Below are 22244 nucleotides of genomic sequence, written 5' to 3'. Positions count from 1 at the left end.
TAAAATCAAATCGTTTATTACACAGATTGCTGCTACCATCTAAGTTTTTAACAAAAGCTTTCTCTATATTTCTCTCAATCTATAGATCTATAATATTTTTTGCTTCCTCCTTAACTATCTCCCAAAATCACATTAGTTGCTAAATATTTTTTAAATACTTTGTAAATCTTTTTATTTAAATGTATAATTATATAGAAAATAAAAAATATAGGAGCAATATGAATGGAGAAAGTACTTACTAATTATAAAAATTATTTAAAAAATTGGAGATTTATATTTATTTGTATATTACCTGCTGTCGCTTTATTGTATACATTCGATGTCATCTTCGAACTACTGATTCACCAAGACTTCTATTTGTCTAATTTAATTATTGCTATTATATTAACCATAATATTTATTAACGTTAAAGATAAGTTTAAAATCAAAAGTTAATGAAAACTATAATTGTAACGAAACCTTTATGAAGCTACATTTTTCATAAAAAATAAGAGCACCCTGCTATTGGATGCTCTATTGTGATTAGAGGTTTTTTCTGAGTATTTAGTAGGACACGAAGATCTTGTCCTATTACATACTATATGCTTGTACGTATTACATTGTGCATGAAAAAGCACAATATCTAGATGCCAAAGAGATACATACACATTGGATCGCTAGAAAAGACCTTTCTATATCCATTCATTCTTGATAGCCTACATGATTACTATTAAAATCTGCTCATATATTCATTGTACAATTACTTTATTTATAAACAAAAAACATCCCCATGGATGTTTTTTATCTACTTACCTTTAAACTTCCATAAATTTAGCAGGTACACCAATTTTTTCAACTACGGAAGATATATTAGTAGGGTTAATCATTACATTTTCAATACAAACTAATTTATTTTCTAATAATCCATTCTCTGTAGTAATAAGCTCTTCAAATCGTTCTAAAGTCATTAAGAACTTGTGCTCACTTCCACCATTCATGCTAACTTTTACATATTTCATAGTGTCACCGCCTCTCTTAATTATCTATAATTCGCTAAGAATACGCTTACATCCTTTTATTAAAACGTGGATTTATCACTTTTATTACTTTCCACTACACGTTTGAATTAATTTGCAGAAAAACAGATACTATACACCGTCTGTTCTATTTATTGAAATTATAATAAAATGTTTCTAGCATTCTATATCTTTGGAAAAGATTATATAATAGTATTGATTAAATAATAGGAGTTTTATGAATGGTTGATATAATCCGACTCTTAATCATCATACTGATTGCAATTTTTTTATTTTCATCAATTATTATGGAGTTTAAAAAACCTCAAAAAAGTATGTTTTGGTTCTCAATTGAAGTCTTGTTTCTGCTGGGAATCGTACTTTTAATGAAAGAATTCTACTTCAAACTTTCCGCATAACCTCTTAAGTAAAACATAATATTCCATCAATAACGCAGGATAAATTATGATTTTTATTTTTTTCACTTAATTTAAGAATTTAACTTCCAATAAGTTATCCTTTATATATAACTACTTTATATGCTTCTGCTAATTACTCTTTTTGTGTATTATCTATCATGGAGACTAGAACAAGCATGCCTTGTCATATATTAGATAAGGGATGTGATAACATTGGATAACAATAACAATCAATTTGTTTTTCATGTAGTCAAAAGTTCGGCAATTAAAAGATTTATAATTATCGATATAATCGCTGGAACAGGAATTTATTGGACCGTAAACTTTATTTCTTCAAATGCATTACTCGCAATTATTAGTTGTATTTTAGGGACCAAAAAAATGAAGAAAATGCATCATTCATAGTAGTAATAACTAAATCCCAATTCATTTCTTTCAAATATAAACATTCTATTATCTTAATTAAATAAATAAGATAATAGAATGTTTACAATCACAAAAAATAAGAGGTTTCTGATTGCACAGAAACCTCTTATTTAATATCCGCATCTTTATTTACTAAATACATTACATGATTATCTTTCCTAAGTTCACTTTATAATTGATAATAAAAAGGATAATGATAAAAATGCACAAAGTGGTATATATAAAACAGTATCCATTCTAGCAAACTGCGTACCTTTTTTTCGTTTAAAGATACCAAAATAATGAAACTCACCAATTACTCTTATGAAAAAAACAACCATACAAACCCAGGATCCCATTTGAATAAAAATATTGGGAACTTTGAAATGAATAATATTTGTTTGTTGTAATAAAATCATTGCTGCCATACTTAATAATAACGCAATGAACAATGTCATTCCTACACCTGGTGTAAACGCCTTTTCTCCAGCTTTAGTTGGAATGACACTATTTGTCGCCCACTTACCCCCGAAAGCCCAATAAATATGTAAAAAACTAACTGAAAATAATATACAGACAGAAATATATGCAATAATAAGCATTTTGTCCTCCCATTATTTTATTTAAGTCCTCAACTTTAGAATATGCTATGAATTTCTCATTGGCAATCTATATTTAATTACATAAAAAACCTTTAATAATTTATCAATTTAACGATAAATCATTAAAGGTTTACTGAAATTTATTATGCATTATACCTATTTTTACGACGTTCCATCCTCGTTTGTCCTTGAACAGTATCTTCTTTATATTGATCTATTTGCTCCGACATTTCATATGTTGCAGCTGGAGCTGATTCTTCGTAAGTATGCTTACGTATTTTTTCTGGCGTTTTACGTTTAGAACCTTTTCCACCAAACTTAAATAATTTCATCTTAAATTTCGGTAATCTTGGAAGTGGCATCTTAAATGATAGTTTTTTGCGTTTCTTTTTTTGTTGAAATAGATTTATATTTTCTTTATTATCATCCTTCTCTTTACGGTGTATTAACGCCGCAAGTAATCCACCTAATATAAGTCCTCCAGCTAAGAGTAGAAGATATACGTAATTGCTTGTCATTAAACTCGTCATACGCTCAAGTATGACTAACGACTGTACTTCTTTTATATCCCATAATAAAGCGGCCCATAATGAGAATAAACCTAAAGTAAGCCCGTATGTACGAAAGCGAAATATACAAGGTATTAAAGCGATACAGGCGGCAATTTTAGCATTTGCTATTATAGCACTTGTTGAAATATCCTGATTCCAAATAACTAACAGTAGTGTTATAAATGGTGCATATGCTATCCAGCTACATATACGTGAATATATCTTTTTTGCAAAGTAACTACCGAAACTAGTAAAAAATAAAAGTCCTCCAATATATAAAGATTGTTCAAGAGGGATTTGTTTTAACATTCCTGCAATTGGAAAGAGGCCGCTCAGTAGCATTAATAATACATCTAATTTCTTCACAATTCCCCATTCCTTTCAAATTTCTATTAAGTTTTAAAATTAATTTTCCATGGGATTCAGTTTTTGTATTTCTAAAAAACATCTTAATCCTGAATGTTTATAAAGTAAATACAAAATAGAAAAGATACATGACAAAGGATAGCTATATTTACATGAACAAATGACAAATCCTGATCGGTATAATGAACAGGATTTGTTTACTATTATTTAAATTAGCACTATTGAATCTTTCTTTTCTCTCTTTATTACATCAACATCTAATTCATCATCGAATTCTTTAAACTCTCTTGCATCTATATCAGTGGCATAACTCTTTATTACTTTAGCCATATGCATAGAATATGGCATATGCACATTTTTTTCCGAAAGTATACTTGAATTACAACACATGAAATGTATCATTTTAGCGATATATTCCCTTTCTACATGTTTTACACCTAATGGTAGAATTTCAAGTATATATTGTTGAATTGTGTCACTACAATTTAATGGATATTCACCAGTGCTATAATACATCCCTGTTTGATCCGCATATAATCCAGTTCTATCCATATCATTTTCACGCTCTATTACAACAAAGCTTGGTACATCAAAAGCAGTATTTATTCTTATAACATTTAAATTCGGAACCTTTAACATATCTGGAATAATCTCAGGTACAATATCTATATTAATTTTTTCATTTTGCAACTCTTTAATCCAATATTTTCTCAAATTCGCATCTACAATGAAATAAACTTGTTCATTTTCCTTTTGCGTATGTTGTAACATTCCCATTAATGTTTCAGATACAAATTCCTTAAAACGGGCACCCACATCATTTCTTTTTGATGGTTGTGGTAAAAATACATTATGTTTATTTATATGTAATAACATATAGTCGATTGGTTGCCACTCCGTATCCCCATATAATTTATATGATATTTCTTTACCTTTTATTTTTGAAATAATAGGCAAGAAATCAAACTTCGAGATTCGTTCAACTGATAAATTGACATATGTACAAGGCAAATTCCTCTTATTCCAATTGCCTTTCAAAAATCCTTTTTGTTCTAATAAATTAAAAATACTAGTTACAATTGTTTCACGAGATACACTTTGACCTATAAATAAATTAATAAATGTTGAAATACGTTTTGTTCGTGCAAATCCTTCACGAATAATTTGTTTCGGATCAATCTTCTCTCTTCCATCACACTTCTTCATTGCGATTAATGCTAATGTCGTATCACTTCGCTTACCTGCCGTAGCATGAACTGCTTTTACAACATCATCTACAAGATTTGTTTTATATTTTTGGCAATACTGCATTTTATATGGATTTTGTAACACTTTTTCCATATTAAATCTTACAATCTTTAATAATACTGGTGAATCTGCATTTACTACATAAGATGTTTCTCCTATTTTAGCTAAAACTATTTCACTATCAAATAATGCTTGTTCTATTTCCAATACTATATTTTCGGACCAAATTTCTAATGTTATGGTCTCTAATCCTTTTGGTGCAACTAAAGGAAATAATTCATTTTCATTATTTGTTGCTACCCTTTTGCATTCTGGCAGTAATGTGAAATGTGAAAATTTCCGCTGAAATTCTTTAAATAGATATCCTTTCTCCTTTACTTTTATACCTAGCTTTTTTTTAGTACCTTGCACTTTATATATTCTCTCATTATACGGAAGTAATACTCTTCTGTTTGTTCCGACAATATAATCTTTCGGATATTGGACAATATGGTCTAATTCAATTTCTCCACCTATTTGAAAATCATCTTTTAATGTTCTAAATAACTTAATCCATTTCATACCGTTTGTAGCTTGTTGTACTTTTAACTTTACAAACCGCATTTTTTTATTATCTGATGCAAATTCTGAAGTAGAAATCAATATCATGCCTCGTTTTCGTCGCAAAAGTAAAGGGATATCCGGATGGTTATATTCTTGGTATCACGAATGATTTTATGACTATTCAGTATTAGCGTTTTCTATATGATTAAGTCTATATTTGAAAGTGACATATCAGCGATATTTTTTATCTATTTCTTATATGTGTTAGCAAGTTCGTTTGCAAACTTGTTAGCACTTTTTTGTTTAGATAATACACGCATTTCTTCTTTAATACCTCTTCTTACTAAATCCCTCTTAATAATTAAAATTTATATATATCATTTAAATAATTTATGGTATGGTTTCATATGTTAATCAATTACAACACTTTTAAAAAGGAGATTATTATAATATGAATATAGGAATACACTTTCACGCTCCAGAAGATGAAAATTTCTTTTTATCCGTACTAAGTTTATTAGAACCTTTTAATTTCAAAAACTATGTATGGCAAATTGATACAGCTGAAGTATACGTTAAAGATTCTAATGGTAATTTTCCAAATGCATTTTCATTCAATAAGGATCGTTTCATAACTGGGAGTGATTTAGAACGTACCTTAAACCAGAAATATTATTTAATTTTTTTGACAATGTCTGCTTTTACTAAAAAGGAAAATTATACATCGATAATTACAGCAAAAGATTTTATTGATAGTGATTGTGAATTCGTATTAAGTATAGTGGATGGTTTTGATATTAGTATTTTATGCAAAGACGAAGAGTTATTAACGACGTTATACCAACATGTCCAGGATCTTGGTTATGTAGATACCAAGTATCTAACAGAACATAATAGCGGTACATTTTAATCCAATATGAATTAAATAAAAAAGAGAGTCTACTCATATTTGAGCAGACTCTCTTTGCTACTTCACATACACATAGGCTTCATTTGTTGTTACATAGTATGTTTTTCCTTTACTGTTGTGTACTTTATTTTGTGACGATTGATCCATTGAAAGTTACTTTCGCATCAATTGTAAATCCTAATCCCGCATCTACAGAACCAGCCCCATCTTTATCCTGCCAAGATGGGGCATCATAGAAATGTAGATTGTTAATTTTTGAAACAACACGCTTCCCTAGAATAGAAGAATCCATCCTGCTTTTCTTATCGAGTAGCAACAGATACTTTTGAAAGAAATCAACTATATAGTAGCAGGAGTTATATTCACAGCTGTAATTTTACAAGTTGAAATAGCAAACCTAACGGTTGTAGTTGGATTTATAGGTAATGTACCTAACACTATACCAAGTCCTGTTTGTTCCACACTAAAATCTGCTGCAATAGAACCATTACTTGCTAAAAGACTTACTGTAGATCCAATAAACGCATCCAGTAATTGTCTAATTGGTCGTTCACGACATTCACACTCGCATCCTACATCGACAGGCGGAAGTAATGTTATTGTTGGTCCTGGTGGTAAAAAACCTACCCCTGTTACATCAGAAATATTGACCACGTAGGTTGTGGTGCCATCAGTAACTGTAACTAAAAAATCATTTACGGAAGTAATAGTAAATAAAAAGAAAAGTGGGGGCGTGTTGGGTGTGTCTGCAATAGTGCCAAGAATCACAGTTTCTCCAATAAGTTGTTGTAAGACGCTTTGCATAGGTAAAACACAGCAATCACACAGACAACCTTCAGTTCCTCCCGTCGGGCCTGTTGGACCTGTTTCTCCTGTTGGGCCTGTCCCTCCTGTTGGACCTGTCCCTCCTGTTGGGCCTGTCCCTCCTGTTGGGCCTGTCTCTCCTGTTGGACCTGTTCCTCCTGTTGGACCTGTTCCTCCTGTTGGACCTGTTCCTCCTGTTGGGCCTGTTCCTCCTGTTGGGCCTGTTCCTCCTGTTGGGCCCGTGGGACCGGTTGGTAAAGTAAATGGTGGGATTGGTGGGAGTGTAGGGCCAATTAAATTGGGGTTTAATGCATTAGCTTGAAGTATCCCATTTGTTTTTTGTATTTCATTTTTATCAAACACTTAGCTACCTCCTATGAGTGTAATATACTGCAGTATTACAGTTATCTTACATATACATAAACTTCGTTTATCGTAATATAATATGTTTTCCCTATACTATTGTGCACCTTAAATTGGAGTGAACCGTTCACATTTAACTTCCCATCAATTGTAAATCCCTCACCTGCATCTACGAGACCAGCAACATCTTTGTCCTGCCAGGATGGAGCATCATAGAAACGTAGATTGTTAACTTTTGAAACAACACGCTTTCCAACAATAGAAGAATCTACTGTACTTTTCTTATTAAACTTCACATAAGATGGGTCGTTCTTAATCCACTGATTTCCACCAAGATTTAACCAGCCATCCTTTTCCGCCCACACAATATAAGATTCTGGTTTGTTTAGTTGACGAATCTTAGAATAACTTGTACCTGGTCCTTTGCGTAAGTTAACGTTGTAACCTTCAATATAAGCAATTCCATCTGTTACCGCTGTCGGTACCTCTGCCGGTTTAGATGGCTTTTCAGGTACAGAAACATCCACATTAGAATTGTTATATGCTCGTTGTACATCTGCTCTAAATTGAGTTTCTGAAACGCCATGAGACTTTAAGTAATCAATTGGATCTTCATGATCTGTACCGCCAAGGTGATGAGTTACATCGCTATGTGTCCACAATCCTTTTTCTACAGATAACCCACGGTCACGTAAAATTTTAGCTAGTAACTTAACATATTTATCATAGCTGCGTTTGAATTTTGTATAATCCGCTGTTTCGCATAATTCCACATGCACAAATCGTTTATTCGCAGCAGGACCGCCGCCATAAGCAATGTACTTTGTATCAGCGATTTGGATTGTTTCGTTCCAATCGACTGCATAGTGAACAAATGCGTTTCTCCATGTACGAGACTCATATTTTTGAATGTTAATAGCTGGAGCTTCTGGAGTTGCTGTAGAATGAGCTACAACGCCCTCATATGCACCCACGCCATAACGGTATGGTTGTTTAGGTAAATCAGGAATAATAAGCGTTCTATCAGCAAAAACGCTTGTTGCAATAGATAAAACTAAAATAACTGCAAAGACTACAGAAGAAATATGTTTTAATGTCTTTTTCATTTTTCATCAACATCCTTTTTCATAATTTTTGTGTGGTCAAATAATCCACTTGCTGACAGTCCAATGATGATTCCTTGAAATACATTTGTTTTGATATCTCCGTCCAAAAATAAAACGCCTAGCACAATGCCAAGCGTTAAATTTGATAACGGAACATATTTTGTTTGTAATCCAATTGTTTTTCCGATTTGTGAAAGACTAACTACTATTCCAATCATTACAGTAATTTCAATCATTACATACCACCTCCCTTCATTAAGAAAGTGATTGCTGCGCCTATAATTCCACCTACAATAAGTCGTAAGATCCAGGTAGTATTGGCGCTAATTTTATCTAACTGTTTGTTGATATTGATAATGTCCTTTTCGTTACCAGTTGTTCGCATCTCTAAGCTTTTAATTTCTAAACGAATGTCCTTGATATCTTGCTTTATTTCTTGAAAATCACTTCTTACTTCTTGTAATCCTTCCACTTTAACCACCTCATTTCAAAATAAAAAGAGGCACATCTGCGCCTCTAAATTCCCCATCCCTTTTTACAAAAAAGAAATGATTATCTATCTTTTTTTGAATTAAAATTCATTTATTATTTATCCATTTCCATCGCATAACCATTTCATCAAATGTCTCGAGTCTGCTTTTAACCATTCCCTGTGTAGTAGAACTAGAACAAGAGTCATATAAACTAAAATCAATTAGTTTCAATTTTTTTGTTTCTGCATCCCAGAAAAAATGTTCAAGTTTTGTATCCCAATCATATCGCCCTTTTTGAATACCAAGCTTTACTGCATCTTCAAACTGATCTCTCACCATGTCCAGCTCAAAATCTGTAATCAGTTTATGCTCTAACAACCAATCAATATCCTTTCCTCTAGCTTTTTCCATGACTAAGAATGTCCCTTTTTGATACGCATAAAGCTTAGGGAAATAATCTATTCCATCTAAATCTAAAAGCGCTTCAATATCACTATCTCTTTTTCCCTTTTCTGTTAGCCATTTTATAATTAAATTAGCATTCAGTACCTCAAAAACAATAGATCTATTTCCTTGATTAGTTAAGGGTTTAAAATCTGCATTTCTAGATAATTGTAATTCAGTTTTCAAATCCATTAGAAGTTGTTTAACTTCTAATGGTAACCCATTAAAATGTTTAGTAGTTTCCAATTTTATCCCTCCATTATTTTATATTAATTCAATAAAACACTTTAACATTATATATTAATATCAAATTAATAGGAACACTTGTTATACATTAACTCCATTTCATAAAGACTATTTTAATTCTTTATTTCGTTTATTCCCTTTCTATATTGTTTTAAAATATTATTTTTTTACCGCAATAGTTATAGGTATCGTGCGAGGTATAGCTTTTTCATCTCCTAATAAAAAACTTTACCTGTGCTTTTAAATATAAAACCACAATTGGTTGCAATATCTTTTGTTATAAAAGCAGTATTTTATTCAAAATTAAAAACAGCTCCTGGCTGTCCTACTTGTTTACATGTATTTAATTAATACTGATCTGCTGATAATGCTCCTTCTACCATTCTATTTTCTACTCCCTCAACGTGTTCAATTGTCACTTCATCAGAAGCCATTGGGGGCTTACCAGTTAGCTTTACATAATCGTCTGCACAAATAAGGCTTACTTTACCGAAAAGCTCAATCTCGTAAACTCTACCACCCTTATTACATAAGTCACATGCAGTAGCAATCCGCATATTCAACGTGCCATCAGGAAGTCCCCAAACTTCAACTTTTGTATCTTCCTTGATACCGCAAAATTCTAGCATATCGTTTGGAATGCTAACGGTGACTTGATTTTCACCTTTCTTCAAATCAACTACTCTACCTAAGAATGGTGACTGTTCATTAGATGGCATGGGACGCATAAATTTGTCTGGATTCATACTCATCTCCCTCCCTATGTTCTAGAAGTCATATTTGTGAAATCAACATAATTCCATCTACCATCATGGAAATACCACCCTAAACCTAAGCTACCATTTGTATAATGAATAGAACCTGCATTAGCACCAAAGTATCCACCACATACGTTAATCCCATTACATTCAATTGATTGTGTCGTTGCAACAGGATCTTTTGATTCAATTCGGAATCTATTTTCATTGTTGTAAATGTGACCGATGTAACTTCTACGTTCTCCACCGCCACGGGGATAAAAACTGAGTCCCGCACGATCATCTCCAACGAGTGCCATCATTTCGCCATTGCTTATGATTTCAAGCGGCGCATTCATATAATTCCATTTGTTCACATGATTGTGGTAAATAACATTATCTTTTGTACCAAGTGCAATTGTAGAAAAAGGCAGCGTTCCGTTTACGAGTTCTCCATGTGTTGTATCCCAGTTATAAACGGAAGGAACGTCACCTTCCACCAACTGAACACCTGATACAGCAATTGCTTGCATATTATTTAAGAGCCCCTCGCCAAATAAATCAATATAAACATAACCATTTCCTTCTACATAGTTACTCGGCACAGTGAAGGTTAAAGCGTATCTTACTATTTTCCCAGTTTGAATGCTTGGTGCATCGTAAGTTTTTGATGCTCGTCCAAGCTCCACGGGAGTGTCACCGTTATATTTACCGAATACCGCTCTCATGATTGGCTTGTTTGTAATGTTTACACGATTATCATTGGTAGTTGCTCTGAAATGAGCCGACAATGTGTATTTCTTACCTGGTTTTACCCCTTCAAATAATGTAAATCGAATCCAATTTGATAAATCTATACGCATCGGATTAACCATTGGCTCATAATTGTTAACCACTGGTTTCTCAATATATGGATTAGACATAATTGTCCATGTAGGACTGTATTCAATCTTCAAAAAATAATTATTAAAAGTATTAAAAGAAATGTGTGAAAAGTCATGATCTGGAATGAGATTCTTCCTTGGTGTTACTGAAAATTTCTGCCCACGCTCATCTTCAAAAAAGAAGTCAGCCATTTTTGCTGTAATACCATTTTTATCAATCGTAACTTTCCCATTTTCGATTTTAATTACATCTGCATTAATGCCTGTAGCGGTGAGCCATTTTACAATGGTATCAGCGTTAATCTGCAACTTAGCAACATTAATTTGAATCTTTTCAGCTGTTTGGTTAATAGCTGAGATAATATCGCCTTTTTGGACGGTACTAGTAATCGCTTTTTCAGCTACCTCAATACGTCCCTCTTGTTTTTCTACATACGCTTTATCCGCATATCTTCCGTCAGCCTGTTGTTTCGTATATACTTCGTTTTTTACTGCAGCAAGTTTAATTCCCTCCGTATTGGCGGAAATAAGGCGCTCTAATTCAGTTGTTGTTTTATCGTAATCCTTAGTAGCTACTCTATTAGCGATATCTTCAATCATTTTATCAGCATCAGTTTGGTCTTTCGGATGTAACCAAAATTCTGTCGCTACTTTACCGCGCTGTAACATCGGCAGGGCAGCTCGTATACGCCCGTTTCTTTGAACATAATAACGCCATCTAACCCACTCTTCATTAGCTGCAACCTTTGAAACCATCATCATTCTTTCCCAATCGCCTTGTTTAGCCCATTGGATTTCTACACGCTGCGTTCTCATTCTAGTTCCTTTTGTAGCATTCCAAAACTCAATTTCCATCCATGCTTTTTGATCCAATGAAGCTATATTGTCAGTAGCAAACCAACCTGAAGAAATAAGATCCTCACCATTTGTAACTGATATAAATTCAGAAGCGGTACCAGACCAGTGATCACTAGTCTTTCCTGAGTAATCACTCCAGAAAGTTGCGTATCCTTTGTATTTTGAGTTTGGCTGAATGACAGTACCCTGGTTAATTGACCAATACTTGTTACCTAATTCAAGACCTGCGTTTCTAATTTCGTTGATAGAACCAATACCGCCTACATAGTTCTCAACATCTTTCATTTTCACTGTCAGATCAAGTGCATCAGAATGTTGTTTGATTGTAGATTGTGCTTCAGTAATTTGTTTACCTTGTACCGTTTGTGTTTCTTGTATCTTGGTAACGTTTTGAGAAATACCTTCAGCGGTTTTCTCTACTGCTGTTACACGTTTATCAAATCCACCCTGATTATTTTCTACTTTTGTTACTGTTTCTTTGATTCCATCCACACTTTTTGCAATCTCAGTTGTTTTATTTGTTAGAGTATTTGCTTGCTTTTCTACACTTGTTAACTTCTCACTAATCTTGCCTGCTTGCTCTTTAATTTCAGTTGTTGTTTTCTTCAGATCATTTGCAGTTTGTTGCACATCAGATATTGTCTTTTTTGTGCCTTCCACAGTTTGCTCGACTGTATTAAATTTATTGCTGATATCAGTATCTTTTTTAGTTAACGATTCAATAGATAATTTAAACCCATTGGAATCCTGCTCAAACTTCGTTACCTTCTTATCAATTTCACCCTGTTTATTTTGCACATCAGAAATGGTACGACTAACACCTTGTAAGCTTTCTTTCACTTCATTAAATTGCCCTGTTGCTTGTTTTTGCGCTTCTTGAACCTTTTGATTTAATTCATTTTTTGTGGTCTCGATATCTTTGCTCACCTGTTCCAATGTTTCTTTCTTAACGGATTCCACATCAGGAACAACAGGATCCCATTTACCATCCTTCCACAATTTCAGAATACCAGGCTTACCTTTGCTGATATCTTGCCACAACGTTTTTCTATCCTTTAAGTTTTCCCTTGGTGGACTTACACCTTCAATAATATCAACGGTATTGTACTTCAAGTTTTCAGCCACTTGTTCAGCAATTTTCTTTGCTGCTTCCGATTCTTTTCGAATGACTTCTGTTTCTGTTACATTTTCTTGAAGTTTCTTATCTAAAATATCTAGTAATTCTTTAGATGCTTTATTTGATAAGCTACCCATGATTTGTGCGTATAACCTATCGATCAGGCTTCGTGTATCTTGAATTTCACGATAATTACCAAAGATATATTTATCTTTCGATGGATCAGTGTCACATTCATCAGCTGCGATTAATCTAGCTTCTAAGAAAAGTGGTGGACTAAATCCTGTATCTTTTATTCGTACCGTATCGCCTTTACGAACCGCTTCATGAGATAAACCAAACACTTCTTCAAGTGCAACTGCATTTACTTCATATGAAGTAGAACTATCAATTCGTTTCTTTAATTCTGCTTCTGTTAATTGTTTAAGTCTTTGCTTCGTCATATCTTGGTCTTCTGTTTGTGGTGAATAAATATCAAATAAATGTTTACCATCTTTCGACCAACGTTGCAGAGCATCATTATTTCCTACATAAAGTTTGCCATTGTTTATTTCTTCAAATGTGAGAAATTCACCAGTTTCACTATTTTGTGGACCAACGCCTACAAGAGCGGTTACTACATCTTGGCTACTCTCAATGCGTCGAATGCCTTGTACATCTTTTCCTAGTAAAAACTCTTTCCCATTGTCACGGCCAACCTTTTTTACTAAATCTACATAACGACTGACAATAAAGGATCCCAGTATTTCTGTTCTAAAACGAATCTCAAGTTCAAAAGTAGATGCGATTTGTTTTAAGAAGTCAAGCGGATTTGTGAAATCCTTAATGTGAATAGTCCGTACACCACTGAACTCCGTAATCCCACGTTTCCATTCTGTACCTTGTAAAGCAAAGTCCATAGATTCGTTGACTGTAGTAGCTTGTAACGTTTGTGGTTTAATTACTGCTGCTTTCTTTAGCTTTGTATGTTCCCCGAGCGCGTGAATTTTTTTAGAACGGTCTGTTGCATCTTGTTCCGCTTCCGTAATAACGTACGAAACAAAAGTACCATCTCTAGTTTGTTTTACTATAAGGTTTTGTTGCATGAGTTTGGCAGATTCTTTTGTCCCATCCATTGTATTGAACTCTAATTGGTCTATATTATTTTTAATCTCCCACTGGCGGATATCGTTCCAGTAGTTTTTTTCTTGTATAATGCCAATAATCTGATCTGTTTTATAGTCCACAATGTGTAATAGATTATTTGATTTACTCATCTATAACGCTCCCTATATGTGACATCTACCTGGCCAATGCTGTTTGGGAATATTTCGATGTCATTCTTTCCTTTTTCGACACGTATATAGTCACTCAAAAAATCCTTTATATTAATCGCATCTGCTCCGTTAATACGAATACTCGCATCCGATGAATCGATTTCTACAAGATCTCCTTTTTGAACAATATAAGGTATTTGACGTTCTGTATTGCTATTTACTTTTTGCACTTTAATATCATGTACAGCCGCAATTAATGATGGTGCATCATTAAACGAGCATATATGAACAACAATTTGAGCTACCTTTTTCATAAAGCTATTGCCCGTATCCCACCATTGGGCAAATTTTTCTGTATGGTAATTTCCTTTTTCATCGATTAAAGCAATATCACCCTGCCAATAATTTCCGACTCGTGCAATGTGTAGACGTCCATAAAAATCATTCCATGTTGTACGATAATAACCAGTTTCCGCTATAATCAGATGATTATAGTCACCGTTTCCTGCCATAACCTCACCGAAATTCTCGCTAGAATTTCTATATGCATCAAACATACCTACTTTTCCAACTACAACGCTGTTTTCATCTAATAAATAAAGTTCTACACGTCCCATAGTTGCAGGGTTTAAGTTTCGACATTCAACTATTGCATCAAGTGTGAAATCTTGTAGCGGTCCACCTGTAATGCTTCTTTTCACTGCTGGTCCGTGCCAAAATTGCCCTTGACCGTAATCAGATGGCATGATACGTGCGCCATCCGCTATCATTTTCCCTGCTACACTTCCGTAATCAGAAACAAAATCTTTCCCCACTTCCGTCCAACCTACTAGAGAATTTGCCTTATCATGCATAACCAACTCATACCGACTTATTGGTGTTTCATCTACTTTAACTGGATATCCTATACGAAAATGTTGATCTCCATTTTTATTTATAATATCGATGAATGTGGACGGATTCTCTACCTGTATCTTGAATTTCGGTTCTGAAAATACACTTCCCTCATTCAAAGCATCCATTTTAATAATATTATTTGATTCTAGTTTTGCTTTTGCATTTCGGATTGGTCCTAATTTATAAGGCATTGGACAAATAAAAGTGATAACTCCTTTGCCTCTGTTTACCATTTCATCCAAATCAATTGAACCATCAATAAAAGCTAAATACGTTCTATCTAGTTCATCATCAAAAATAAGTTCTGCCGGTTGTTCTGTAATTAACCAATTTGCTAAATCCTCTTTTAGCTTTTGTAAATCTGCTATATCTTTCTTTGCTTTAATGACAAGAGGAACGTCAATACGGCGTTCCTCCGTTTCTGTATTAATAAAAAAAGCTCCTGGACGATGAGGAACTCTGACAAGATTTCTTTTAATTGGAGACCAAGAAGGACGTTTTCTCCCTATTAGCATTTGAATATAATCTTTTCTAATATTATTAAATGTAAAGCTTAATTTGCTCAAAAATATCACCGTCCTTAAAATTGCTCTAATCGTTTTCGCTTACGTTCTTGAAGATCTGTAGTATATTCATACGTACCATTTGCTAACTCTTTACCATCAAGAATATTGGTCATATTTACAGTAAGATTAATTTCCTTTTCATTAAGTGATCCATTTGGATACATGCTTCTATTAGTTGAAACTGTATTCTGCCCAGCATTAGGTTGGTTATAACTTGCAAAATCATTTAAAGAATCACTAGGAATATTGTAATGTGAGGTTTGGAATCCAAAATCAAATACAGATGGCATATTACTCATCTGTTTCTTAACCGTTCCAACCACATTTCTTGCTGCATCCACAACAAAACGTTTTCCTTTATCCATCCCCACGCCAACCCCCTCTGGAACTGCACTACCAACAGGGATCATCACTTTACTTGGGCTATTTATTTGAAGTGCTCCTGAAATGGTACTTTTTATTTCACTAGCAATGCCTGCCGCCTTACTAAATAATCCACCAGATGCATCATCGATACCTTTTCCAAGTCCTTCGAGAATACTTTTACCTATTGAATAAAGATTGATTGTGCTGAAGAATTTTTCAACCGTGTTCCACTTATCTTCGATACTACTTTTCACTTCATTCATTTTATCTTTTACCGCTTGTACTTTTTCACTGAATTTTTGTGAAACTGTGTTTTTTATTTCTTCAACTTTATTACTTGCCGATGTTTTTGTGTCTTCCCACCATTTCGTTACACCTGACCATAATTCTTGCATTTTCCGAACAACATCATCTTTCATAACCTGGTATTTAGATTTTATTTCACCAGTTTCCCAATCCACTTGATTTACGTGTTCACCAGCTTGTGCTTTTGCTTCATTCACAATTTCAGTATGCTTGTCTCTTGCTGTTGAAACGGTGCTGTCATACTGCCGTTTGGCTTCACCGATAATCGCGTTAGCTTCTTCACCTGAGATGGTTTTATTTTCATCTCTTTGTCGGATAGCTTCAGCAATTTTGTCATCACGGGTTTTCTTAGCATCTGCTATGACTTTATCCCTAGCTTCTGCACTATGCTGAACAACTTCCGCTGCTTGTCTAGCTGAAATTTCACTAGCCTGCACGCGCATATTTTCAAGAATTACCTTTTGTTCCATTTGATTTTTAGACATATGCTCAACGGCAACTCTGTCCATTTCATCTTGTAAAGCCTGTAATGATATACGCTCTGTTGTTGTTAATTCTCTGTTTTCTCTAGCGGCTGTTTGTAGTATTTCTTTAATTTTATTTTCTTTTTCTTGAGTCTTTAGTTTTTCTTGTTCGTAATGTTGATTCAGTTGTTCTATACGCTTATTCTCTTCTTCTGCTGTTAAAACATATGAATCAGCGAAAAACTTTTTAAGACCTTCCATTTCTTTTTGTTGTCTTGCGTTTGTTTTTTCAATGATTGTATTAGCTAATTTATCATACTGACCAATTAACTTTTGGGACTGTTCTTCCGTTATTACTTCATGATTCAATCTAATCTCAGTTAATTTTTGTCTAATGCCATCAGATAACTTAAAATACTCCCCCATAACTTTCTTTGTGGAGGAACTTACTTTACCCTCTGTATTTGTAGCAAAGCGATCTACTGAAGCAATACTGTCCTCAGTTGCTTTTTGATATGCTTTATATGCAACAACTCCAGTTCCAATTAAGGTGGCTGCTATTAAGCCAACTGGACCAAATAATAAACCTATTGCACTTCCTAAAAATCCAACCGCAACACTAGCAAGACCCGCAGCACCACCAACAATTCCTAATGATGTTGCTAATGCTCCAATCCCTGACATAACCATCCCAACCGCCGCTAGAACTACTCCAATAACTGTTGCAATAGCCGTTAAAGCAAGAACAATACCACCTGTAATTGCTATAGCTTTTTGTACCGGTCCAGGTAATGCGTTAAATCCATCCACAAGTTTCTGTAATCCAGCAACAAAAGCACTAACCACAGGGGCAAGCGCATCACCAATTGTCTTTTTCATTGTGTCGAACGCTCCACTTAACTGCTCAATACGACCTTTCAAAGTGTTCATTTTTGTATTGGCTGTCTCTAAAGCAGTTACTTTAGACATTTCGGTATACATTTTATTTACACCTTGTGAGCCTTCATTAAACAGAATGGTTGCACCACGAACTGCATCAGAACCAAATAACGTTTCTAAAGCCATACTTCGTTGTTGATCTGTTAAATCTTTCATGGATTCTTTTAAAATTCCAGATATATTTTCTAAACTTTGTATATGTCCTTGTTGATCGTAGAATTTTGATGACAAGAAAGCTGAACTTGTTGCTAACTCACGGAATGTTGTCTCACATTTTTCATTCCATTTCTTAGCTCCTTCTGTCTTCATTACATATTTTTCTAAAGCTGTTTCGATATCTCCTACACTTCTAGAAGCTGGTGTAATACCATTTTTAACCAAGAAATCAAATCCAGCCTGGGCGTTATATGTTATTAGACCTAAATCCGCCATCTTGTTATACGCTTCTTTTGTTGTTGGGTTTAAGCGCATAAGCATCGTTTTTAGTGAAGTTCCTGCATCAGAACCTTTTAAACCATTCTGCGCAAATACAGCTAAAGCCGTCGATGTATCTTTAAACGTCATACCTGCTCCTGCTGCAACTGCTGCGGATGCTGACAGGCCGTATTTTAATTCGTGTACATCAGTGGCCGAAGCGTTAGCGGCTCCTGCAAGTAAGTTAGCGGCATCAGTAACACTTAAACCATCCCTTTTAAATGCATTCAAGGCGGTTGAAGCAATTTCTGCTGCTTCTCCTAACTCCAATTCTCCAGCTGCCGCTAAATTAAGCGCGCCTTCTAATCCGCCGTTGATAATATCCGTTAAATCAACACCGGCTTTTATTAATTCTTCAATCCCTTTTCCAGCTTCTACAGAAGAGTACTTTGTATCTTCTCCATATTTAACAGCTAATTCGGAGAGTTTGCCCATTTCTTGTCCTGTCGCACCAGATACCGCTTTTATGTTAGCCATCTGCTGCTCGAAGTTCATGGATTCTACCACTGCTGATTTTAGACCACGACCAATTGCATAAGTCATACCACCAAATACCATACCGATCTGCATTCCGGCATTTTGCAAGTGATTACCTAGTTCTTCCATGCGATTCCCGAAATTTAGAAGTCGATTTCCCTGCTGATCCAATTCACGGTTTGCCTGTTGTAATTGTGTTTCAAATCGATTTAATTCACCTGTAGCCCGATGTATTTGTTCAGCATATCGTTGCGCTGATTGACTGGCTTCACCTTCTTCTGTTTTAACGCGATTATAGGCTTGCTGAAGTTCCCTAATTTTTTCTTTTTGTTTATCTACTGTACGAGATAAAACATCAACTTTAGCTCGAGTTTGTTCAGTTGCATTAGAAAAACCGCCCATGCCTGTTGTAATAGACTGAAATTCAGCCTGTAGGGATTTTAAAGAATTATTTAACTTATCTATCCCTTTTTGCTCAGCTTGGCGGTTTACTTGTTTCAATTCATTTTCAAATCTATTTAAATCAGCTACAGCTTTATTTACTTGTGAAGCATATCGCTGGGTTGCCGCATCGTTTTCACCTAATTTAGCTTTATTTTGATCGTAGGCTTGTCTTAATGCTTTAACTTTTTCCTTTTGCGCATCAATGAGTCTGCTTAAAGTGTCCATTTTTGCTTGTGTTTGTTGGCTAGCACTAGCGAAACCGCCCATACCTGTACTGACAGATTTCAATTCATTCTGCAATGTCCTTACTGCGCGACCTGAATTTGCTATACCTTGACGAAAATTGACATTATCTAAGGACAGCCTAACTACCAGATTGTTCATTTCATTTGCCAATGTCTCACCCCCTTGCTAGATAATGTTTTCTGCCGGAACTTCAATTTCATTCGAATTCTTATCTTCAACATTTGAATTATCTTGTTCACGTTGCTTTCGATTCAGCCTTAAATAATGCCAAATATCCATTTCATTATCGATATGATGATGTTTATAACCTTGACGTAATAAAGAGAGGTAGAGCTCGTCCATAAACTCATTGAACGTCAGCCCTCCTCCCTCTATGCGTTTGGGTTTTCTTCTTCTCCAGCTCCAGGATTACCACCAGCTGCTTCCACAGTTTCATTAATAATTGCGTTGATTACATCTGAAGTTGTTGATAAGAATTTACGCGCATCCACACCATCCCAATATTGATCTAATGTAAATTGACCATCGTACACTTTCACTACGAATTGGACCATTTTATCCATATCCTCTGGACCAGGATTATTTGGAATTTCAGCAAGCTCAGGAGCTTGGCGTATAAGACGTGCCGGGATAAATCCTGGCATATTAAAAATTTGATTTTCTCCATCGATTCGTAAAGTTAATTTCATAGTTTATTCCTCCTTAGTTAATAAAAAAGAGAGAGCAAACGCTCCCTCTTACTGACCAGATGGTGGTTGAGTTACTGTTTTTTCGTACACCTTTTTAAACCAATTATCTCCGACAACTTTTGTGAATGTAGGTTCATCAGCATCGGCAGTAAATTTCGGTCTATCATCAAAATCACGTTCAATGAAAGAGCCTTTAAGTTTTGTAGTCTGGAAGTTTGGCTTATCTTTTTTCGTTTCGCCTTCTTCCTCTTCTTGTGAAAGCTTCCCTTTTAGTAACCAAACATATCGATATTTCCCATTCGCTTTTAAGAAGCGCCATCCGATTGCCAAATACGGCTTTTCACCTTCACGTCTTTCGTCTAATACGCCGTCTTTAACTTCTGGATATCCTTCAATGTCTGCTTTAGTTGATAGCGAAATACTACGAAGTTCGATTTCTACTTCTACTTCTCCGTCAGACTCAGCAATTTCGGACTTTTTGTTATCGCTCCACATAATCTCAGAAGCTACTTTTTTAGATGTTTTAATCTTTACAGCGCCTTCCATTTCCTTTACTGTATCGTAGGTAACACCTGCTGCATCATCTTTCAATAATTTAGCGTAAACAAGGCTATCTACACCGACAGTCGAACTAATCTTAATAATTTCTCCAGCCATTTATAACTCCACTCCTTTCGCGAATCGCATCGCGTAATGAAAAATTTGTGTATCATCTTCATATAAATCAGCAACCGCATAACGCGAGAAACCAATACTTTTCATGACTTCATTCACTTTTTGATGAATTGCTGTTGTACTACCCTTTGACCAAATATCGATTTGAAATGTGATTTCACTTTCGCTTTCCTCATTATCTGCAAAGCCATCTGGACTATTGTTTAATTCAAAAAATGTAATCCTTGGAAACTCTTCAGCGTTTTTGGCTTTACGATAATAAATACGTTTTCCAACCAATAAAGAAACAAGCTCCTGATTATTTTCAAGAGCTTGTACAATTTCGGGGCGTAAATTTATCATAAATTCAACCTCATTTCGTTCTTCAAAATGTCTGTCATAGCACGGATCGCAGCTTCTTTTGAAGAATTAAATCCTGGTTCTATAAATGGTTGAGCCGACATTTTAGAAGTTCCCCATTCTAAGAATTTCCCATAGAAATACGGAGAGCGATCTGCTTTTTCTATTCCAATCTTAATGGTTTTTACGCCATCCTCCTTTCGCGCCTTCGTAACTCGTATATTATCAAGTAAATGTTGACCTGTACGCCAAGATTCACTTTTCGATGGTTTCTTAGGACTGGAACTTCTAGGTTCACTTCTTTCTGCAATAGCTTTTCTAATTTGCTCCCCACCTGCTGCAAGGGCTTTATCTTCAATCTTTTCTCCACGCAGGCCCATTTGCTCTAATTCAGACATCAAACGATCAAACCCTAATAAATCTACACCATCAGCCATTCATTCCACCACGCTTCCACATGATCGATAACGTGTGTTTTTCAGTCGGAATAACTGAAACAATGTCATAAATCGTGTTCTTATACTTAATTTTCATATCAGCATTCACATCTGTGCGAAATCGGATCTCTGTTTCACCCTGGACCTCACTATTAGCTGCGGCTGCTTCAAAGTATTTTCTTCCCTTTAAAAAAATAAAAGAGCCCCATACAGTAAAAGAGTCTTTATAGCCATCTATTGGATCACCGTCTGGACCCTTTGCATCCTCGTCCTTCACTTGAAATGTAAGACGTTTATCTAATTTACCTGGGTTCATGTGGAATCACCTACACAGTATTGCAATTGAACTAATATTGATTGCAAACTAAATGCCAATTGTTCAGCTTTTCCAACCGCTTCACGATTTTCATGCCAATGAGCAATTAAAATACGAGTTGCTAGTTTAGCAAGCTCGCTCTTTAAATCTACATTTTTACTTGTGGCATTCTTAATATATATTTCAGCTGCTTCTACGAAAGATGTAATGAGATCGTCCTCCTCATCACCATCCACACGAAGATACTTTTTTGCTTCCTCTAATGTTAGTACCAAGAAGGAC

General features: G+C 34.8%; 23 protein-coding genes and 1 pseudogene. 3 read left to right on the top strand and 21 right to left on the bottom strand.

Features of this window, described 5'->3' with window-relative positions:
- Positions 1-222 precede the first annotated feature (222 nt).
- A complete protein-coding gene (locus JDS81_RS23645; protein WP_097952692.1) occupies positions 223-435 on the top strand; it encodes a hypothetical protein in 213 nt (70 codons plus the stop codon).
- A 359-nt stretch (positions 436-794) separates the two neighbouring features.
- Here the strand turns inward: JDS81_RS23645 and JDS81_RS23640 are convergent, their stop codons facing one another.
- Entirely contained in the window at positions 795-998 is a 204-nt protein-coding gene (locus tag JDS81_RS23640; protein ID WP_097952694.1) for a hypothetical protein, read from the bottom strand.
- Between the two features lie 629 nt (positions 999-1627).
- Here JDS81_RS23640 and JDS81_RS23635 point away from each other — a divergent pair.
- Complete coding sequence (locus JDS81_RS23635; RefSeq protein ID WP_000369809.1) at positions 1628-1819, top strand: hypothetical protein; 192 nt, start codon at positions 1628-1630, stop codon at positions 1817-1819.
- Positions 1820-2004: 185 nt separating this feature from the next.
- On the opposite strand, the gene JDS81_RS23630 is transcribed toward JDS81_RS23635, so the two are convergent.
- The 3 genes from JDS81_RS23630 to JDS81_RS23620 all read right to left on the bottom strand — a co-directional run bounded on the left by JDS81_RS23630 (position 2005) and on the right by JDS81_RS23620 (position 5228).
- The gene (locus tag JDS81_RS23630; protein ID WP_087969337.1) at positions 2005-2421 is read right to left on the bottom strand and encodes a DUF3995 domain-containing protein; all 417 of its coding nucleotides are present in this window, start codon (positions 2419-2421) and stop codon (positions 2005-2007) included.
- Between the two features lie 143 nt (positions 2422-2564).
- On the bottom strand, positions 2565-3338 hold the full coding sequence (locus JDS81_RS23625; protein WP_097952696.1) for a DUF3959 family protein: 774 nt from the start codon (positions 3336-3338) through the stop codon (positions 2565-2567).
- A 207-nt stretch (positions 3339-3545) separates the two neighbouring features.
- A complete protein-coding gene (locus JDS81_RS23620; RefSeq protein WP_242481387.1) occupies positions 3546-5228 on the bottom strand; it encodes an RNaseH domain-containing protein in 1683 nt (560 codons plus the stop codon).
- Positions 5229-5580: 352 nt separating this feature from the next.
- Between JDS81_RS23620 and JDS81_RS23615 the strand changes: the two genes are divergently transcribed.
- Positions 5581-6039, top strand: a complete 459-nt coding sequence (locus JDS81_RS23615) for a DUF2691 family protein (RefSeq protein WP_098126862.1) — start codon at positions 5581-5583, stop codon at positions 6037-6039.
- A 57-nt stretch (positions 6040-6096) separates the two neighbouring features.
- Here the strand turns inward: JDS81_RS23615 and JDS81_RS23610 are convergent.
- The 17 genes and pseudogenes from JDS81_RS23610 to JDS81_RS23530 form a co-directional block, all read right to left on the bottom strand.
- Positions 6097-6346, bottom strand: a pseudogene (locus JDS81_RS23610) (N-acetylmuramoyl-L-alanine amidase); the annotation flags it as partial.
- A gap of 32 nt (positions 6347-6378) precedes the next feature.
- Complete coding sequence (locus JDS81_RS23605) at positions 6379-7206, bottom strand: exosporium leader peptide-containing protein (protein WP_199688627.1); 828 nt, start codon at positions 7204-7206, stop codon at positions 6379-6381.
- Between the two features lie 41 nt (positions 7207-7247).
- Positions 7248-8312, bottom strand: a complete 1065-nt coding sequence (locus JDS81_RS23600; protein ID WP_098126860.1) for an N-acetylmuramoyl-L-alanine amidase — start codon at positions 8310-8312, stop codon at positions 7248-7250.
- Complete coding sequence (locus JDS81_RS23595) at positions 8309-8548, bottom strand: holin (protein WP_098126858.1); 240 nt, start codon at positions 8546-8548, stop codon at positions 8309-8311. The genes JDS81_RS23600 and JDS81_RS23595 overlap by 4 nt, the downstream gene beginning before the upstream one ends.
- A complete protein-coding gene (locus JDS81_RS23590; RefSeq protein WP_098126856.1) occupies positions 8548-8784 on the bottom strand; it encodes a hemolysin XhlA family protein in 237 nt (78 codons plus the stop codon). Before JDS81_RS23590 ends, JDS81_RS23595 begins: the two co-directional genes overlap by 1 nt.
- A gap of 106 nt (positions 8785-8890) precedes the next feature.
- Complete coding sequence (locus tag JDS81_RS23585) at positions 8891-9475, bottom strand: hypothetical protein (RefSeq protein ID WP_098126854.1); 585 nt, start codon at positions 9473-9475, stop codon at positions 8891-8893.
- Positions 9476-9822: 347 nt separating this feature from the next.
- Positions 9823-10221, bottom strand: a complete 399-nt coding sequence (locus JDS81_RS23580; protein ID WP_098657418.1) for a hypothetical protein — start codon at positions 10219-10221, stop codon at positions 9823-9825.
- A 14-nt stretch (positions 10222-10235) separates the two neighbouring features.
- On the bottom strand, positions 10236-14327 hold the full coding sequence (locus JDS81_RS23575) for a phage tail spike protein (RefSeq protein WP_199688626.1): 4092 nt from the start codon (positions 14325-14327) through the stop codon (positions 10236-10238).
- Complete coding sequence (locus JDS81_RS23570; RefSeq protein WP_199688625.1) at positions 14324-15790, bottom strand: distal tail protein Dit; 1467 nt, start codon at positions 15788-15790, stop codon at positions 14324-14326. Before JDS81_RS23570 ends, JDS81_RS23575 begins: the two co-directional genes overlap by 4 nt.
- A gap of 14 nt (positions 15791-15804) precedes the next feature.
- A complete protein-coding gene (locus JDS81_RS23565) occupies positions 15805-19656 on the bottom strand; it encodes a phage tail tape measure protein (RefSeq protein WP_098657678.1) in 3852 nt (1283 codons plus the stop codon).
- Between the two features lie 15 nt (positions 19657-19671).
- Positions 19672-19848, bottom strand: coding sequence for a hypothetical protein (locus tag JDS81_RS23560; protein ID WP_179864053.1), 177 nt, complete (start codon positions 19846-19848; stop codon positions 19672-19674).
- A 29-nt stretch (positions 19849-19877) separates the two neighbouring features.
- Positions 19878-20195 (bottom strand): phage tail assembly chaperone G, encoded by a 318-nt coding sequence (gene gpG / locus JDS81_RS23555; protein ID WP_098126626.1) that lies wholly within the window; start codon positions 20193-20195, stop codon positions 19878-19880.
- A gap of 48 nt (positions 20196-20243) precedes the next feature.
- Positions 20244-20852: a major tail protein gene (locus JDS81_RS23550; protein WP_098657677.1), complete on the bottom strand. Its 609-nt coding sequence runs from the start codon at positions 20850-20852 to the stop codon at positions 20244-20246.
- Positions 20853-21212 carry a tail completion protein gp17 gene (gene gp17, locus JDS81_RS23545; protein ID WP_098657676.1) on the bottom strand — a complete coding sequence of 120 codons (360 nt, stop codon included), beginning with the start codon at positions 21210-21212 and terminating at the stop codon, positions 20853-20855. It lies immediately after the preceding gene.
- A complete protein-coding gene (locus JDS81_RS23540) occupies positions 21209-21646 on the bottom strand; it encodes an HK97-gp10 family putative phage morphogenesis protein (protein ID WP_098657675.1) in 438 nt (145 codons plus the stop codon). The genes gp17 and JDS81_RS23540 overlap by 4 nt, the downstream gene beginning before the upstream one ends.
- Positions 21639-21962, bottom strand: a complete 324-nt coding sequence (locus JDS81_RS23535; protein ID WP_098657674.1) for a phage head closure protein — start codon at positions 21960-21962, stop codon at positions 21639-21641. Before JDS81_RS23535 ends, JDS81_RS23540 begins: the two co-directional genes overlap by 8 nt.
- Entirely contained in the window at positions 21959-22237 is a 279-nt protein-coding gene (locus JDS81_RS23530; RefSeq protein WP_000244587.1) for a head-tail connector protein, read from the bottom strand. Before JDS81_RS23530 ends, JDS81_RS23535 begins: the two co-directional genes overlap by 4 nt.
- Positions 22238-22244 lie beyond the last annotated feature (7 nt).

The sequence above is a fragment of the Bacillus cereus group sp. N31 genome (assembly GCF_016483245.1).
GTDB classification, from domain to species: Bacteria; Bacillota; Bacilli; order Bacillales; family Bacillaceae_G; genus Bacillus_A; species Bacillus_A toyonensis.
Note: the sequence above shows the minus strand (reverse complement) of the source record. Positions and strands in the feature narration are given on the sequence as shown.

What these genes read in the sequence shown, in the direction of transcription:
- JDS81_RS23645 (WP_097952692.1), top strand. Translation starts at nt 223, where the DNA reads ATGGAGAAAGTACTTACTAATTATAAAAATTATTTAAAAAATTGGAGA.
- JDS81_RS23640 (WP_097952694.1), bottom strand. Translation starts at nt 998, where the DNA reads ATGAAATATGTAAAAGTTAGCATGAATGGTGGAAGTGAGCACAAGTTC.
- JDS81_RS23630 (WP_087969337.1), bottom strand. Translation starts at nt 2,421, where the DNA reads ATGCTTATTATTGCATATATTTCTGTCTGTATATTATTTTCAGTTAGT.
- JDS81_RS23615 (WP_098126862.1), top strand. Translation starts at nt 5,581, where the DNA reads ATGAATATAGGAATACACTTTCACGCTCCAGAAGATGAAAATTTCTTT.
- JDS81_RS23600 (WP_098126860.1), bottom strand. Translation starts at nt 8,312, where the DNA reads ATGAAAAAGACATTAAAACATATTTCTTCTGTAGTCTTTGCAGTTATT.
- JDS81_RS23595 (WP_098126858.1), bottom strand. Translation starts at nt 8,548, where the DNA reads ATGATTGAAATTACTGTAATGATTGGAATAGTAGTTAGTCTTTCACAA.
- JDS81_RS23580 (WP_098657418.1), bottom strand. Translation starts at nt 10,221, where the DNA reads ATGAATCCAGACAAATTTATGCGTCCCATGCCATCTAATGAACAGTCA.
- JDS81_RS23575 (WP_199688626.1), bottom strand. Translation starts at nt 14,327, where the DNA reads ATGAGTAAATCAAATAATCTATTACACATTGTGGACTATAAAACAGAT.
- JDS81_RS23560 (WP_179864053.1), bottom strand. Translation starts at nt 19,848, where the DNA reads ATGGACGAGCTCTACCTCTCTTTATTACGTCAAGGTTATAAACATCAT.
- gpG (WP_098126626.1), bottom strand. Translation starts at nt 20,195, where the DNA reads ATGAAATTAACTTTACGAATCGATGGAGAAAATCAAATTTTTAATATG.
- JDS81_RS23550 (WP_098657677.1), bottom strand. Translation starts at nt 20,852, where the DNA reads ATGGCTGGAGAAATTATTAAGATTAGTTCGACTGTCGGTGTAGATAGC.
- gp17 (WP_098657676.1), bottom strand. Translation starts at nt 21,212, where the DNA reads ATGATAAATTTACGCCCCGAAATTGTACAAGCTCTTGAAAATAATCAG.
- JDS81_RS23540 (WP_098657675.1), bottom strand. Translation starts at nt 21,646, where the DNA reads ATGGCTGATGGTGTAGATTTATTAGGGTTTGATCGTTTGATGTCTGAA.
- JDS81_RS23535 (WP_098657674.1), bottom strand. Translation starts at nt 21,962, where the DNA reads ATGAACCCAGGTAAATTAGATAAACGTCTTACATTTCAAGTGAAGGAC.